The sequence below is a fragment of the Saccharophagus degradans 2-40 genome (genome assembly GCF_000013665.1).
GTDB lineage: Bacteria > Pseudomonadota > Gammaproteobacteria > Pseudomonadales > Cellvibrionaceae > Saccharophagus > Saccharophagus degradans.
Genome location: NC_007912.1, coordinates 920,924 through 937,162, shown reverse-complemented (window position 1 = coordinate 937,162; position 16,239 = coordinate 920,924). Strand labels below are relative to the sequence as shown.

The following is a 16,239-nucleotide window of genomic DNA, read 5'->3' as shown; positions in this document are numbered from 1 at the left end:
AAGCAGCTAGGCACGTAAAAATGTATAGGAAGTGAACAATATAAAAGGCAAAAAAGACAAAACAGGCCCTGCGGTAGCGCTACACCACCTACAGGGCCAGCTAAGCGCTAGCGGCTTAGCACATACTCGGCGAGGGTTTGACGGGAGGCTTCGTCTAGGTAAGCAAAGGGCGGCATAGAGGCAGGCCCCCATACGCCACCGCCGCCCTTGGCGATTTTATCTACCAAGTACGCCACCGCATTGGGGTCATCTTTGTATTTAGCGGCTACCTGCTTAAACGCAGGGCCAACAGAGGCTGAATCGAGCTTATGGCAAGCCATACAACCGTTATTTTTAGCCAGCGCTTCGCCCGCATGGGGTACATCGGCAAACTGATGCCCCGCCGCTGCCTCGGTTTGCACCGCTGTAACCGCGGCGGCTTGGTTATTGGGGTTAAACGTAATACGGCTTAGCTGCGCATCGGTGTTTTCTTTAAACCACGCCGAGCCGTATTCCAACACATAGAGCGCGCCATCTGGGCCAAAGCGTGCATCAATGGGCAATACATAGTTAATTTGCGGCGCGAACGGCTCTATTTTTCGCACGCCGTTATTTTCATCAAAGGTAACTACCTTCACCCAGTTACGCATAAATTCCACAATAAATAATTTGCCATCGTAATAATCTGGCAAACGCGTGGCCGCAGGGAACTGATCTGCGCGATATACATCGGCCACCAGCGCGGTGCGGCCGCCACTACCCACTTCGGGGAACTGCTCCGAATTACCGTAGGGGTACCAAATTAACGGTGCCTGTGCGGCGGGCACTTTTTTAGCACCGGTGTTATTGGGCGAATAGTTAATTAAATGTTGCGGGTCAAAAACTTCACCCGTGCTGCGCTTGGCCACAAAATCGTATTTCACGTAGGGGTAGTTATCGCCAATTACCCAAGGCCAGCCCATATGCGCAGGGCCAGTTAAGCGGTTAATTTCGTCGTACCCGCGCGGCCCGCGCATTGGGTTATCGTCCGAGGCATCTGGCCCTACATCACCGTAAAATACATCGCCGGTTTTTGCATCGTAGGTAAGCGTAAACGCATTGCGTGTACCCATTGCGTAAATTTCTGGCCGGCCTTCGTTCGCATGACTAAATAAATTGCCCTTAGGAATGGCATAACCGCCTTCAGGCAAGGGTTTAATACGCAATATTTTACCGCGCAAATCGTTGGTGTTACCCGAGGTGCGCAAAGCATCATTCATGCGCAAGCCCTCACGAAAATCCACCGGGTTAAAACCATCTTGATCGCGCGGGCTGGTGTTATCACCAGTTGCAATAAACAGTTCACCGGTTGGCGTAAATGCTAAATCGCCCCCCATATGGCAACAGTTTTTTTCTACCGGCCATTCAATTACCGTGGTTTGTTTATCAAAATTAATGGTTTGGTTTTTAACATCAAAGCGCGCTATTCGTGCGATAACGTCGTTACTTTTAGTAAAGGCCGTGTAATAGGTATACACCCAACCGGTTGTTGCAAAATTAGGGTCTACGGCTACGCCCACCAACCCCATTTCTTCGTGGGATAAAAACGCAATATCTTTAGCGAAGCCTAAATCAGTTGCCTTATGGGTTTTGCCATCAATAATTTTTAAGTTACCGGGGCGCTCTGCCAGCAGTACATCGCCATTAGGCAAAAAATCAAAAGAGATTGGCTCGTTTAAATGGTCTAACAAAACGGTGCGCTCAAGCTGGGTATCGTAGGGGCGCACATTGCTGTAATTTTTAGGTGTACCGTCGCCAATTGCGTAAGCTAAGCCGCCTTCCAAGTGGGCTAAAAAGTTTGCATCTTTGTAAGTAGTTTTTGCATGCCCTAAGCCGGTATAAAACGCGCGGCCACCATCGTAATTGTGGTACCACGCAATGGGGTGGTAGTCGCCGTGCTCGCCACCTTGGTAGCTCGACTCATCTACAGTTAGTATGTGGTTGGTAAATTCATAAAGGTCGCGAAAGTTATACCACTCATCTGCAAGGGCAAAGGTTTTGGGTAGCGCTTCACCTGCTGCAAAATTAGCATCCACAACACTTACGTTAGCCTGCTGCACATTGCTTGGGGTATCTGGGTGGCTTTTAAATACGCCGCCAACAAGGTTGCGATACCAAAACCAGTCACCATTCCACTCAGTATCTGCCGCGGCGTGCACACCCACAAAGCCACCGCCCGCTTGAATATAACGCTCCATTGCTACTTGTTGCAGGTTATCTAACACATCGCCTGTTGTGTTTAAAAACACTAATGCATCAATATTTTTTAATTTCTCATCCACAAAATAACTGGCATCTTCTGTGGCAATTACGCGGTAGCCTTTTTTACGGGCAATGGTGTTTAATGCTTCTATACCCGTTTCTATAGATTCGTGGCGGTAACCTGTGGTTTTGCTAAACACTAAAATAGTTACATCCCGTTTAGCGTTTTTTTCGGTTGCAGCGGCGTTGTTGAATTTATCTTGCCCACAGGCGGTAACGAGCACCGCCATTACAATAAAGCACCCACGCAATAAATACGTTTTCATATTATTAGCCCGTTTGTTAATTATTCTAGCTATGAGAAAAACCCAAAAATCGACAACGCCGCGCGTAAAAGCACTCGCTTTTAAACGGCAAACGCGTTTTAGTGCGAGTAAGAAACACCTAAACGCCCACCTAAACCAGGGGATGGAAACCCCACCTCATCCTGATAAGCGGAATCGAATACGTTGTCGATATTCATAGAGAGTGTTACCCGCTTAGATAAAACTCTCGCCACGGCAAAATCCATACGGTTAAAGCCAGCCAGCTCTACTTGGCCTGTAGCCGTAGATGTACTTGGCCGCTCACCGGTGTATGCCCAGTGCAGCCTCGCCGACCAATTGCTACTGCGCCACTCACCAAATACGCCACCGCGCCAATTGGGTCGCCCATCTAATGGCTCGCCACTTTGCACATCAAATGAAGTGTAGGTTATGTGGCCACCCACCTCAAAATTTGGCGATAAACGCGCAAGCGTTTCCACCTCAACCCCAGAAATGTCCACTTCATCGAGGTTAACCATCTTAAAAGTAGCAAAATCAAAATCGATTAAGTTTTTGTACTCCGATTTAAACACCGCGCCACTTACCCGCAACTTACCGTTGCTATAAAAATGCTCGATAAACGCTTCGCTGGTAGTGCTTGTTTCGGGTTTTAATTCGGGGTTGCCGACTAGGCTATCACCTACTGCGTAGAAACTAGGTAATTTAAAGGCCTGCCCCCAGCTAACACCCACGCGACCATTAGCAAACAGCGGGTAGCTAAAGGCTAACTTCGAAGAGAGTTCATCGGTTTGCTTATCTAGTTGCTCGGCAGAATCAAAACGCGTACTTATAAATACATCTATTGCCTGCGGTTTACTGTAATTCAATTCGGCAAAAACAGATTGCGTATCGCGCTGTAAATCAAATTCGGCTGGCAGCGGAAAGCCGTAATCGTATACGGTGTTGTTTTCGCCCTTTTCTTTCTCTGCACTTACACCGGCAACCATTTGCAGTGTTGGCGACAATGTAAAGCTGGAGTACCCCACAACTTTTGTGCGCGCAAGTGCAGAATCACTTACCGCCGCGGGTATAGGCGAACCCAGCACACCGCCATCTACTGCAGGTGTATTTACATATTCGTCGCGCTTATAGTGGGTAAAATTTAAGTTTAATTTTGCGTTGTTACTTACTTGCTCGCGCCAACTAAACCCCACACTTAAATCATCGGCTTGCGCACGCTCTAACTCGTCACTTGCGGCAAATTCGTAACCACCACTGGCACTTGGATAACCGGTGCGCTCGCGGCTCACCTTGCGAATAGTCGTATCCACGGCGCGCTCGCTGTTATCCACCCAATCTACCGCCGCAGCGTAAGATTCGGTAGTCGCACTGGACCCAGGTACAGGCTCACCAGCATCTAAATGCGCCACGCTTAGATTCACCGCCGGGCCACTTGCGGCAGTATTATTGCCGCCGCCAAATGCAACACCGCCATACACGCGAGCATAACCATGGTTGCCGCCTTCTACACGAGCGCTAAACGGCGCGGCATTGCGCGGGCTTTTGGTTTTAATGTTAATAGCACCGGCCAAAGCATCGGAGCCATAAATAGACGAGAGCGGCCCGCGCAAAATTTCAACGCGTTCAATTTCATCGGGGTTAAGGGTAGATAAATCAAAACCACCACCGCGTGAATTGGTTGTGTCATTCATGCGCACGCCATCCACCGTCACCACAGTAAAATTCGATTCGGCACCGCGAATAAATAATTCGGTTATGCCCCCCGGGCCACCGGGTTGCACTACATCTATACCCACGCGATTGCGCAGCAATTCCAACGCTGTAGCACTGTTTTGCAAAGTGAGTGTTTGCGCATCTATTACCTCGGCGCTAGCCGCACTTGCACCTTCTATGCGCGCCCCCGTTACCAGTACGGTTTCTATTTCTTCGGTTGCTTTTGTTTGCGCTGATGCTTTTGTTTGCGCATTTGCTTCGCATGCGGCCAATGCAACCACAGCGGCAATATATAAACGTAGGCTCAATGAACTTCTCCGAGTAAACAAGTAATAACCGCACCAGTGTTGCAAACAATGGGTAAAAATTGGGTTATTCACTTTTGATTTATTTTTATTGCGTTACAGTCTAGCTTGCAAACGGAAAACTAACACACAAAAATATATTCAGCGATGCAAACTGCAGAAGGGAAGGAGTAGAAAATTTTAACAGTGAGGAACAAGCAGGCAATTAATAGCAACACACATGCACAGCAAAGCTAGAAAGTTAACCTAGCCTTGCGCAACACAACAAGATTTAAAGCAAAACACCGCTTTATAGGTATAGAAGAAAACAAAATTGATTTGCTTATTATTAACAGCAGTTAATATTGGCTAAATAGCAGGCAAGGTATCTAGCGCCCAACGCGGCGAAACGTTAATAGCTAACGGCTCTACCTGCCCCGCAAGCAAACGCTGGCAACCGGCGTAGGCAATCATTGCGCCGTTATCGGTGCAAAACTCTGGGCGAGCATAGTAAACCTGTGAATTAATTTTTGCCAAAGCGGCTTCTAAACGCTCGCGCAGGCGAACATTAGCCGATACACCACCGGCTATAACCAAAGTATTTAATTTAGTTTGCTGCAGCGCGCGGCGGCATTTAATAACTAACGTGTCCACCACGGCTTCTTGAAACGCGCAGGCAATATCGGCGCAGGTTTGATCGTCCGGCAAGCCGGTTTCATCTGCATACTTGGCAACGGTATTAAGGGTAAAAGTTTTCAAACCACTAAAACTAAAATCTAACCCTGGGCGATCGGTCATAGGGCGCGGAAACTTAAACCGCGAAACATCGCCCTTGGTAGCAAGCTTGGCAATATTTGGCCCACCGGGGTAATCCAAATCCATCATTTTGGCGGCTTTATCGAAGGCTTCACCGGCAGCATCATCTAGCGACTCGCCCAACAGCACATATTTACCAATGCCCTGCACCTCTACCAGCTGGGTGTGGCCACCCGACACCAACAGCGCCACAAACGGGAAGGCCGGCGGAGCATCTTCCAACATTGGGGCCAGCAAATGGCCTTCCATATGGTGCACGCCAATTGCGGGGCAACCCCACGCCATTGCCAAACCGCGGCCAAAACACGCGCCAACCAAAAGCGCGCCAATTAACCCCGGGCCAGACGTATAAGCAATGGCATCTATTTTATTGCGCGAGTCGGTGTTATCTAGCAAACCATCCACCAACGGCAACAACTTGCGCACATGGTCGCGGCTGGCCAACTCTGGCACCACGCCACCATACTCGGCGTGCACCGCCACCTGACTGTACAGGGTGTGGCCAAGCAAGCCCGCTTCACTATCGTAAATAGCTACACCGGTCTCATCGCAGGAGGTTTCTATTCCCAAAACTCGCATAATAATTAACTACATTCAGTGGATTTGTTAACGGCTAAAAGATTAGCGCGCGCAAAGTACCATAGCCCAACAAATGCGCCAAGTAACGCAAATAATGCGCATTAATTACCCCACCCACACCACAGCATGCACCTAAGCGATTGCCTTCGCGGGCAAGCCTCTCTATACTGCCGCCCGCGCAAACCTGAGCACCAACGCCAAACGCCCTAGCAATAGCCTAATCAATGGCATGTTAATGGTTAATAAGCAAACAAAGTGCTTGCAGGCTATGATCTATATGTATAGAATTTCGCACCCCTGAATTACAACGCTTTGTTTCAGGCCGCTGACCGCGCTTTGGCGCATTTATCTACGGCAGCAAACAAAGTAACACCCATACAAACAACAGGTAGAAATAATGCCTTCAGTTAAACTGAAAGAAAACGAGCCATTTGACGTAGCATTACGTCGTTTTAAGCGTTCATGCGAAAAAGCTGGTGTACTTGCTGAAGTACGTCGTCGTGAATTCTACGAGAAGCCAACTTCTGTTCGTAAGCGTAAAGCAGCTGCTGCTGTTAAGCGTCACGCTAAAAAGGTTCAGCGCGAAAACCGCAAGTTCCAACGTTTGTACTAGGTTTTACGCCAACACAACGTTTTGCAGTTTTAAAGCACCACCATTCAAGCACTAGGTAATTCCGCGTACCCCGCCACTTAGTCTCGAAACCTGTATGCTGGAGAGTCAAACGACTCTCCAATAAGCTACAGCGACAGAACCAAAGCGAATCCAGTTATGGCAAGTGAACTAAAAAGCACAATAAGTAACGCTGTTAAAGACGCAATGCGCGCAAAAGCAAAGGACCGCTTGGGCGTTTTACGTATGGTAATGGCAGAATTTAAACGCATTGAAGTTGACGAGCGCATAGAGCTCGACGATGCACGTGTGCTTGCCGTATTGGATAAAATGGTTAAACAACGCCGCGACTCTGCTAAACAGTATGAAGAAGCCGGCCGCGAAGAACTTGCCGCTACCGAACACGCCGAAATTGCTGTTATTTCTGACTTTTTGCCCCAGGCATTAACCGCCGAAGAAATAGCCCAAATAGTTAACGATGCCATTGCCTCTACCGGCGCAGCAGGCATGGGCGACATGGGTAAAGTGATGGGCGTAGTAAAACCACAGGTACAAGGCCGTGCCGATATGGGCGAAGTAAGCAAGCTAGTTAAAGCCGCTTTCGCTTAACCTGTAAGCCTGCACCACACGCCTTCGTACACTCATGGTATAGCGATTTGTAGCGCTCACCGCTAGAGCACCTCTACCGCACACTGTAGAATCCAACCATGAGCCGCATCCCGCAATCCTTTATCGACGACCTTCTTAATCGCCTCGACATAGTCGAAGTGATAGATCATCGCGTAAAGCTAAAAAAAGCGGGCAAAAACTACTCGGCATGCTGCCCTTTTCACGAAGAAAAAACCCCCTCGTTTACCGTAAGCCCCGATAAACAGTTCTACTACTGCTTTGGCTGTGGCGCCAATGGCAATGCTGTTGGCTTTTTAATGGAATACGAGCGCCAAGGGTTTGTAGATGCAGTAGAAAGCCTCGCCCGCGTTGCGGGCATGCAAGTACCCAAAGAAACCACCGAAAAAGACGTAAAGCACGCAAAAAAACAACGCGGCCTATACGACATACTGGGTTTAGCCAGCACCTACTACCAAAAACAACTTAAAGAACACTCCAGCCGCGAACGCGCCGTAAGCTACCTTAAAGGCCGCGGCTTATCTGGCGCTATTGCACGCGATTTTGGCATGGGCTACGCCCCACCCGGCTGGGATAACCTACTAGTAAAACTGGGCACCAACGAAGAAGATCGCCACCTACTAGTAGAAAGCGGCTTAGTTATTCGCAAAGAAGGCGAAGGCAAACTGTACGACCGCTTCCGCCACCGCATAATGTTCCCCATTAAAGATACCCGCGGCCGCGTAATAGGCTTTGGCGGGCGCGTATTGGGCGACGACAAACCCAAATACCTCAACTCGCCAGAAACCCCGGTGTTTTCGAAGGGGCGCGAACTATACGGCTTATACGAAGCGCGCCAAAGCAACCGCAAATTAGAACGGCTGCTAGTGGTAGAAGGCTATATGGATGTAATAGCCCTCGCCCAATACGGCATGCGCAACGCCGTAGCCACACTGGGCACCGCCTGCGGTGAAGACCACCTAAAACTAGCCTTTCGCTATGTAAACGAAGTGGTATTTTGCTTTGATGGCGACAACGCCGGCCGCACCGCCGCCAAACGCGCATTGGTGAACGCGCTACCCGCCATGGAAGACGGCCGCCAAATACGCTTTTTGTTTTTACCCGAAGGCCAAGACCCAGACACCCTAGTACGCCAAATAGGCGCCGAGCGCTTTACCGCACAAATAGAAAACGGCGTACCCCTAGAAGAATTTTTATTCGATGCCGTAGCCGAAGGCATAGATGTAAACAGCATGGAAGGCCGCGCCCGCTTCGGCAAACTGGCCGCGCCACTACTAAACACCCTGCCCAACGGCATTTATCGCGAATTAATGTTTGCCAACCTGGCCAAGCGCACCGGCCTAAGCCTAGACTTGCTACTAGAACTAACCAAAGAAAAAGTAAGCCTAGTTGCCGAGCCTGCAAAGCCCGACCCAAGCCAGCAGCCGCAGCCCGAACCCGAACTGCCAGCGCACTTGGGCGCCAACATTGGCACTAGCATAAGCGCCAGCACGCCGCCCCATATAGACGAAAGCTACGCGCATATTCCACCGCTAGAGCCAGATTACGTCGCCCGCACAGCGCAAACCAGCGCCCCAAAATCCGCGCCCGTTAAGCGCTCATCCATAACGCTTAACCCTGTAAGGCTTTGCACCATACTGCTACTGGAATACCCCAAGCTGGTAGCTACACTTAACAACATTCCAGCGCGCGCCGAAACCGAAGACGAAGAGCTAACAAGGCTTTTTGACCTAATTGAATACATACAGCAGCGCCCAAACTGCAGCTTTAACAGCATATTGGGTTACTGGGGCGGTCGCTACGGCATAGAACAACAACAAGCCCTCGCCGACCTAGTAGCAAACCAGCTTATGGGCAGCGTGCGCAGTGTAGAAAACTACAACCCAGAACAAGAACTGGAACAAAGCCTGGCCCGAATTGGTCAAAAACTACAAAAAGCCAACAACCAAAAAGAATTGGCCAAATTACAAGCCAAGGGCCTAGGCAACCTAAATAACGAAGAAAAAGAACGCTTTCGCGAGCTAGTGCGTCTTCAACACCAACAAACATAACAAACACGCACAAAAAACCGCCAGCAACCCTTGATTTTCTAGCGACTAACACCATTAATCGTTATAATTGCCGGCTTTCTAAATACCACCCCCCAAACCGCTACAGGAAACTGAATGAGCGAACAGGCGAAAAAGCAGTCCCGCATCAAAGAATTGATCAACCGCGGCCGAGAACAGGGCTATCTCACCTACGATGAAGTAAACGATCATCTACCCGACGATATTTCTGATCCCGATCAGGTTGAAGACATCATCCAAATGATTAACGACATGGGTATTCGCGTGTACGAAGTTGCACCCGATGCCGATGAGCTGTTAATGACCGATGGCGATTCTTCCGCGGACGAAATAGCAGCAGCAGAAGCTGCCGCAGCACTGGCGGCGGTAGAAACCGAAGCTGGTCGCACCACAGACCCTGTGCGTATGTATATGCGCGAAATGGGAACAGTAGAGCTGCTTACTCGCGAAGGCGAAATAGCAATTGCCAAACGCATAGAAGAAGGCCTGCGCGAACTAAACCACGCCATCGCCCTTTGGCCAGAGGCAGTACAGCAATACGTAAACGAATACGATCTAGTCGAAAAAGAAGAGCGCCGCCTAGCAGACGTCATTAGCGGCTGGCTCGACCCCGCCGAAGACGTAGCCCCCCCCGTTGTAGCCGCCGAAACCGCAGAAGACACCGATTCCGACGATGATGATGACGACGATGACGATACCGACACCGAGGACGAAGAAGAGTCCACCGGTATCGACCCCGAATACGCACGCGAGCGCTTCGACGAGCTAAAAGCCGCCCTGCTTAAAGTAGAAAAAGCCATTGCCAAGCACGGCTTCGAAAGCAAAGCAGCAGGCAAAGAAATGGAAGCGTTGGGCGAAATATTCAAATATTTCAAACTGCCACCGCGCCAGTTCGACCCTATTTACCAAGGTATTCGTCAAATACTTACCCGCGTACGTGCAGAAGAGCGTGAAATTATGCGCTTGTGTACCCGCCTAGGTGGTATGCCACGCAAAACCTTCATGAAAGAATTCCCCGGCCAAGAAACCGATGAAGATTGGATTCCAGCTACCATTGGCAAAGGCCGCGACTACTCCGATTCGCTAAAGCCCTACGCAGAGGACATTATTCGTGCGCAGCGTAAACTTAAGCAAATTCAAGAAGAGTCTGGCTTAAGCCTTGGCCACATTAAAGAAATTAACCGTCGCATGTCCATTGGCGAAGCCCGTGCACGTCGCGCTAAGAAGGAAATGGTAGAAGCCAACCTTCGCTTGGTAATTTCTATTGCTAAAAAATACACCAACCGCGGTTTGCAGTTCTTAGATCTTATCCAAGAAGGCAACATCGGCCTAATGAAGGCCGTAGATAAATTCGAATACCGTCGCGGTTACAAGTTCTCTACCTACGCCACTTGGTGGATTCGTCAGGCCATTACCCGCTCTATTGCGGATCAGGCCCGCACTATCCGTATTCCAGTGCACATGATAGAGACCATAAACAAACTAAACCGTATCTCTCGTCAAATGCTTCAAGAAATGGGCCGCGAGCCCACACCAGAAGAGCTAGGCGAGCGCATGGAAATGCCAGAAGATAAAGTTCGCAAGGTACTTAAAATTGCCAAAGAACCTATCTCTATGGAAACCCCAATTGGCGACGATGAAGATTCCCACCTAGGCGACTTCATTGAAGACACCACCATCGACTCACCCGTCGATTCTGCCACCATCCAAGGCCTAACAGAAGCCACTCGCTCGGTACTTGCAGGCCTAACCGCCCGCGAAGCAAAAGTACTAAGAATGCGCTTTGGTATAGATATGAATACCGACCACACCTTGGAAGAAGTGGGCAAACAATTTGACGTAACCCGTGAGCGTATCCGTCAAATTGAAGCCAAAGCCCTGCGCAAACTGCGTCACCCTAGCCGCTCTGACCACTTGCGCGGCTTCCTAGACGACTAGTAAGCACACAACCAACAGCAAAACCCAAGGGCGCCCAAACGGCGCCCTTTTTATTGCCCGTACAAAATAGAACCAACCTCACGCAAACAAAGCCCAATACCCACAAAAAGGGCCATAAAGGCTAGATATTACAAAACAAACCTTGTAATATTGCGCGCCCTAAGCGATTGAAACTATACAGCTTTCACTTAGCGGCAAGTTTAAAGAAGGGCCTTTAGCTCAGTTGGTTAGAGCATCCGACTCATAATCGGCAGGTCCCCAGTTCAAGTCTGGGAAGGCCCACCATACAAGTAAAAAGAAAGGTCACCCGAAGGGGTGGCCTTTTTTTTTGCGTGTATGGTGGGCCTTCCTAGCCTTCGTTCGCCCTGGCCAGTTCACTAATTGCGAAAGCAATTTGAACAAGGAGCGCAGCGACGCTGCCCGAAGGGTTCAAATACCCCTTAGGGTATTTGAATTAACTCTGGGAAGACCGCTCTCCACAACCCCAACAAACAACGCCGCCCGCCAATACGATGTTTTAGACGTCACAGCAAACTCAACACTTTCGACCAACAATCACTTAACAACATTTTGCGCTTGTTCACATTATTGAATACGTTAATAATGTAGGCATTAAGAGGGAAGAAGGATGCCTACATTTAGGCATACGGCCACATATAGCAATACCTGCAATGGGATTTATTCAATGTTAGGTATTCGTATTTAATACGTCATCATTAATGGATAAAGATTAGGGGAAAATATAAGTGGCAAGAAAAAGACCAATGAAGGAGCAACCTTTTTCACAGAAAAAGCCAAATCTGCTAGTGCCACGTGATAATGCAGCCAAAGCCCTTCAGGAAAGAATAGATAAAGGTCGTGCTCTTCAGGAAACCAATTTCCAGTCTATAGAGCAGCTTAGCGATGTTCGTGCCGAACAGGATAAGTGGAATGACTACAATATAGAATATTTATCACGGTGTTTTGATGTCCCAACAATTTCTGAGGAGCATTCAAACGTGTCGGGCTGGGCAGCGCTGGTAATGAATCCAAGTCCACTGCAACGAATTAAAATGTTCAAAGATGGCATTGGCAAGCAGATTACAAGTTTGGAATCAATTTTAGAAAGGCTCGAGCTAATACCTGAGCCGAGTTCAACAGCCTCTTTCTCTCAAAAAGCCACTAAAACTTCTAGTGGTGATCTAAGCTCAGTGTTTATCGTTCATGGTCACGATGATGCTGCAAAAGTTACTGTTGCACGGTTTGTGGAGAAGCTTGGATTAAAAGCCATAATTCTTCATGAGCAACCCGACAAAGGGCAGACAATAATTGAAAAATTCGAAAGCAATGCCTCTAACGTAGGTTTTGCAATTGTTTTACTAACACCTGATGATATAGCTTCATCTAAAGCAACCCCCGAAGACACTATGCCTCGAGCAAGGCAAAATGTTGTCTTAGAGCTTGGGTACTTTTGTGGATCGCTTGGCAGAGATAAAGTGTGCGTTCTATATAAAGATGAAGTAGAAATACCTAGCGACTATTTGGGCGTCATTTATATGCCTTTTGGCAGTGGTGATAGTTGGCACTTCAAACTAGCAAGGGAAATGAAATCAGCTGGGCTGGACATCGATCTTAATAGTGCATTGTAGCTACGAGAAAACACCTAACAAATGTAGCCACCCGACTTAAATTACTACGCTCAATTTCACACACTAAAGTACTGCGCAATTCGTGCAAGCGCTACAGGCGTTATACCAATCACAGAATCCAATGGCCCTCTCAAAACAAGGAGATAATAACAGATGCCAAACGTTGTTTTTTTTAGTTTCAAGGAACAGGATCGCGGAGTTGTTCTTACCGTTAAGGGGCGTGCGGTAAATCCCCAATATACACCTCTCAATTTCCGCGTTAAAGATTTATTAAAAAGGTGGCAAACAGAAAATGAGAGCGTAATTAAGCAAGCTATATCCAAAAGTATAGCAGGAACATCGAGAACTATTGTTTTTGTCGGTGCTGATACTTGGAAAAGCTATTGGGTGCCACATGAGGTTCAAATGACATTGGATAGGCGCAAGCCTGTTTATGCAATCAGACTTAACGGTGTCCAAGGAAAAATACCTAACTGTTTATCCCAAAATGGCATAAAGGTACACCCATGGAGCGAGGCTAATCTACAAGCTTTAGCTACAAGATAAGAGGCTTTCATTTGGAACATCAGGATTATCCCGGTTTATATAGAGCTGCAGATTCTGCCTCAGCTAAAGCACAATCGGCTTATCTAAGCTCATTCCAGTGGCATATAGTTACTCTCATTACGGGTGCTGCACTTGCAATAAATCCTGTACCAACGGCTCTGTACTCGCTAGTAAACGCTGGCGTATTTCTGGCAGCTCTTGGAATATCAGTACTTATAGCTGCAAAACGGTACGAAAAATCATGGTACAGCGCTCGAGCGGTAGCTGAGTCAGTGAAAACATCAACTTGGCGATACATGATGCGAGCTGATCCTTTTTTAGATACATCATCTGTCGGCGAAGTAAATAACATTTTTCGGCGTTTACTTGAGGGAATTTTATCTTCAAATAATCAAATTGGTGATTTACTTGGGGGAGATGACTGTGCGCGAGATCAAATTACGCAATTTATGCGCGATACAAGGGCAAAGCCAATTGTTGAAAGACGGCAACTGTATCTAGCAAGTAGAATTAGAGAGCAAAGAAACTGGTATGCAGAAAAATCAAAATATAATAAAAAAAGAAGCACTTTTTTTTTCGTATTGCTAGTTATGTTTCAAGTAATTGCTGTTGGCTTAGTTCTATCAAGAATTGCATTCCCTGAATGGAAAATATGGCCTACAGAAGTTTTTGTGGTCGCTGCCGGTTCCGTAACAGCATGGATGCAATTAAAACGGTTTCAAGAAATTGGTACAGCTTATGCGCTAACTGCGCACGAAATCGGCATAATCGAGAGTAAAATAACTGAGCCAGATACGGACGAATTGTTCTCTGAATTCGTTAGAGATGCGGAAAATGCCTTTTCAAGAGAGCACACTCAGTGGATAGCTAAGGTTGAGCACTAGATAGGTATAGCAAGTTGCAGCTCTCGGATAAATTACTCGCTGCGCTCGCAATTTACTGATGATCAAGGCTATTAGCTTAATACAGTCATTACTAGAGATCGAAGCTTAAGAAATCAGGAAGAACCACTTGTATACTTTCAAAAATACTGAAATAAACAACAAGAAAGCTTCAGACTTTGAAACTAAGTCTATGCTTTATTTGCTGGGAATGAGAAGCGATAGTGAAGAAATTGAAATAATCACTGTAGATTGTTTCAATGACGCAACAGGCTCCAACACGGATTTCAGTAAACTCTGGGATGTTCAAAGTAAAAACCACAGCGAACAAAGTTATGACAGGCACTTTTTGTAAGTTCTCCGGCTCCTCTAAACAAAATTAGGACAGTCACTCTTCGTGAGTAATTATCCCCCCCTCCCCACTCAATAACGTGGCACACGCGAACGCCAATAGCACTATAAAGCGCCAACCTCGCTAGCCCCCATTTAAATCAAGCAACTTAAAGTGCGCCCTCTTACTGCTCCATTAGCAGCTGGAAAGCCTCAACCTCTAGCGCACGTGCGACAATTTCTAGTGTACTAATTGTTACATTGCGTTGCTTCCGCTCCATCATGCTTATAAAGGTTGGATGAAAATCGCACAGCTCGCCTAACTGCTCTTGTGATAACTTTCGCTTCACCCTCAGTGTTTTTACGTTCTTCGCCAGAACGCTCAAAATTTGTTCGCTAGGTTTTCGCTTATCATCATTTTTAGTGTGCAAGATTCCCCCCTCCTCAATATTGATTACTGATATTGAATTGGAAGGTATAGTCTAGTAGACAAACACAGACCACACGTCTATATTTAGACTTATAAGTCTAGCTGCATTGTAGGGCTCGTTATTAGAGTTATGCGGGGCTTATGTAAATTTATAGCTATTGGCGTTACGTGATAGCTGCGGTGATTTTAATTAAAAGGTATTTCTATGACTCAAGCTAACCAAATGGTAAACCCAATTATTCAATCAGACCCAGTGGACACGCTCTGCATGGCCGCAGACAGCTTAGATTTTATTTGCCAATCTATGGTAACTATGGAACACGCGTCTACCGCCGCTACGCGACAAGGTGCGCAATTGTTGCTGGGATGTGTACACCAAGCAATAGAATTCGAAGTAGCCCGAGCAGATGCTGGGGGAGCAAAATTACAGTTTAAGTTAAATGACTTCGAAACACATTTAGTAACCTTGGCAAGCCAAATAGTTAGCCGTAAAAGAAAGGATACGGCGGGGCCAACGCCTATTAAATAAGGTTATTCGCTATGTGCGAGACAATACCTAACTGACACTTATTGAAAAACTCTTTTATAGTGTGCACGAGGATGGGCACTGCCCACCGTTTTTTTAATGATAATTTCGCACTTTGAGCCATGTGCTTCCCCACTGGGAGCTTGGTGGAACGAGATGCCGGATGGTGGCTTTGCCTTATCCGGCCTACTTGGTAATTGTTTTTTGCCCACGATTGGCAATGCCCACCCTTGTATACTTTAAACGTAGCCTTTCATCAAAACTAACAAAGCCCGTAAGCTAATGGCGGTCATACAACTTAGTCATACAACTCAAAAGCCCCGAGAGAACACACGCCTTAACAGCCCAACCTTTTTAAATACGCTTTACAATAAACCACTCAAGCTTGACGGAGGTCTCATCTGACGTACAGGGTGGCGCAATGCAGATCCTTGGGCTTGCTTTACGGCAATCCGGAAGGTGTAATTATTTCTAAAAGCCCGATATGACAAGGAGAGTAGCCAATGCAGAAAGCTTCACCAAAATAAGTAGAAAGTCAGACAGGCACTCTTTGAACCCGCTTTTTAGAGAACGCGCAGGGTGGGCACCGCCCACCGATCCTTTAATTTTAATTTCGTACTGTAAGCTATGTTTTTCCCCACAAGGGATAGATTCAAACAGACGCCGGATGGCGGCTCTGCCTTATCCGGCCTACGTGTGGTTTTGATCACGAAACG

12 protein-coding genes and 1 tRNA gene are annotated in these 16,239 nt (G+C 47.5%); 9 read left to right on the top strand and 4 right to left on the bottom strand.

Annotation, left to right across the window (positions count from 1 at the left end; all coding sequences use genetic code 11):
- Positions 1 to 107 precede the first annotated feature (107 nt).
- The 3 genes from SDE_RS03845 to tsaD all read right to left on the bottom strand — a co-directional run bounded on the left by SDE_RS03845 (position 108) and on the right by tsaD (position 5,938).
- The gene (locus SDE_RS03845; RefSeq protein ID WP_049762580.1) at positions 108 to 2,546 is read right to left on the bottom strand and encodes a ThuA domain-containing protein; all 2,439 of its coding nucleotides are present in this window, start codon (positions 2,544 to 2,546) and stop codon (positions 108 to 110) included.
- A gap of 98 nt (positions 2,547 to 2,644) precedes the next feature.
- Positions 2,645 to 4,567 (bottom strand): TonB-dependent receptor plug domain-containing protein, encoded by a 1,923-nt coding sequence (locus SDE_RS03840; RefSeq protein WP_011467204.1) that lies wholly within the window; start codon positions 4,565 to 4,567, stop codon positions 2,645 to 2,647.
- Between the two features lie 345 nt (positions 4,568 to 4,912).
- The gene (gene tsaD, locus SDE_RS03835) at positions 4,913 to 5,938 is read right to left on the bottom strand and encodes a tRNA (adenosine(37)-N6)-threonylcarbamoyltransferase complex transferase subunit TsaD (RefSeq protein WP_011467203.1); all 1,026 of its coding nucleotides are present in this window, start codon (positions 5,936 to 5,938) and stop codon (positions 4,913 to 4,915) included.
- Between the two features lie 397 nt (positions 5,939 to 6,335).
- Here tsaD and rpsU point away from each other — a divergent pair, with 397 nt between their 5' ends.
- From rpsU to SDE_RS03795, 8 genes are all read left to right on the top strand, one after another.
- Positions 6,336 to 6,551, top strand: coding sequence for a 30S ribosomal protein S21 (gene rpsU, locus SDE_RS03830; protein WP_011467202.1), 216 nt, complete (start codon positions 6,336 to 6,338; stop codon positions 6,549 to 6,551).
- 156 nt (positions 6,552 to 6,707) lie between these two features.
- Positions 6,708 to 7,157 (top strand): GatB/YqeY domain-containing protein, encoded by a 450-nt coding sequence (locus SDE_RS03825; RefSeq protein ID WP_011467201.1) that lies wholly within the window; start codon positions 6,708 to 6,710, stop codon positions 7,155 to 7,157.
- Positions 7,158 to 7,255: 98 nt separating this feature from the next.
- Positions 7,256 to 9,226, top strand: a complete 1,971-nt coding sequence (gene dnaG / locus SDE_RS03820; protein ID WP_011467200.1) for a DNA primase — start codon at positions 7,256 to 7,258, stop codon at positions 9,224 to 9,226.
- Positions 9,227 to 9,340: 114 nt separating this feature from the next.
- Positions 9,341 to 11,182 (top strand): RNA polymerase sigma factor RpoD, encoded by a 1,842-nt coding sequence (gene rpoD / locus SDE_RS03815; protein WP_011467199.1) that lies wholly within the window; start codon positions 9,341 to 9,343, stop codon positions 11,180 to 11,182.
- 208 nt (positions 11,183 to 11,390) lie between these two features.
- Positions 11,391 to 11,467, top strand: a tRNA-Ile gene (locus SDE_RS03810).
- A 461-nt stretch (positions 11,468 to 11,928) separates the two neighbouring features.
- The gene (locus SDE_RS03805) at positions 11,929 to 12,810 is read left to right on the top strand and encodes a TIR domain-containing protein (RefSeq protein ID WP_226986467.1); all 882 of its coding nucleotides are present in this window, start codon (positions 11,929 to 11,931) and stop codon (positions 12,808 to 12,810) included.
- Between the two features lie 153 nt (positions 12,811 to 12,963).
- On the top strand, positions 12,964 to 13,356 hold the full coding sequence (locus SDE_RS03800) for a TIR domain-containing protein (RefSeq protein WP_041324166.1): 393 nt from the start codon (positions 12,964 to 12,966) through the stop codon (positions 13,354 to 13,356).
- A gap of 11 nt (positions 13,357 to 13,367) precedes the next feature.
- Entirely contained in the window at positions 13,368 to 14,240 is an 873-nt protein-coding gene (locus tag SDE_RS03795) for a DUF4231 domain-containing protein (RefSeq protein ID WP_011467197.1), read from the top strand.
- A gap of 512 nt (positions 14,241 to 14,752) precedes the next feature.
- Here the strand turns inward: SDE_RS03795 and SDE_RS03785 are convergent.
- A complete protein-coding gene (locus SDE_RS03785) occupies positions 14,753 to 14,998 on the bottom strand; it encodes a helix-turn-helix domain-containing protein (protein ID WP_011467196.1) in 246 nt (81 codons plus the stop codon).
- 204 nt (positions 14,999 to 15,202) lie between these two features.
- On the opposite strand from SDE_RS03785, the gene SDE_RS03780 reads away from it, so the two are divergent.
- Entirely contained in the window at positions 15,203 to 15,526 is a 324-nt protein-coding gene (locus SDE_RS03780) for a hypothetical protein (protein WP_011467195.1), read from the top strand.
- Positions 15,527 to 16,239: the final 713 nt, after the last annotated feature.

Bases quoted from the DNA above. Each gene is read 5' to 3' on its own strand.
- SDE_RS03800 (WP_041324166.1), top strand. From the start codon at position 12,964: ATGCCAAACGTTGTTTTTTTTAGTTTCAAGGAACAGGATCGCGGAGTT.
- rpsU (WP_011467202.1), top strand. From the start codon at position 6,336: ATGCCTTCAGTTAAACTGAAAGAAAACGAGCCATTTGACGTAGCATTA.
- SDE_RS03825 (WP_011467201.1), top strand. From the start codon at position 6,708: ATGGCAAGTGAACTAAAAAGCACAATAAGTAACGCTGTTAAAGACGCA.
- rpoD (WP_011467199.1), top strand. From the start codon at position 9,341: ATGAGCGAACAGGCGAAAAAGCAGTCCCGCATCAAAGAATTGATCAAC.
- SDE_RS03845 (WP_049762580.1), bottom strand. From the start codon at position 2,546: ATGAAAACGTATTTATTGCGTGGGTGCTTTATTGTAATGGCGGTGCTC.
- SDE_RS03780 (WP_011467195.1), top strand. From the start codon at position 15,203: ATGACTCAAGCTAACCAAATGGTAAACCCAATTATTCAATCAGACCCA.
- dnaG (WP_011467200.1), top strand. From the start codon at position 7,256: ATGAGCCGCATCCCGCAATCCTTTATCGACGACCTTCTTAATCGCCTC.
- tsaD (WP_011467203.1), bottom strand. From the start codon at position 5,938: ATGCGAGTTTTGGGAATAGAAACCTCCTGCGATGAGACCGGTGTAGCT.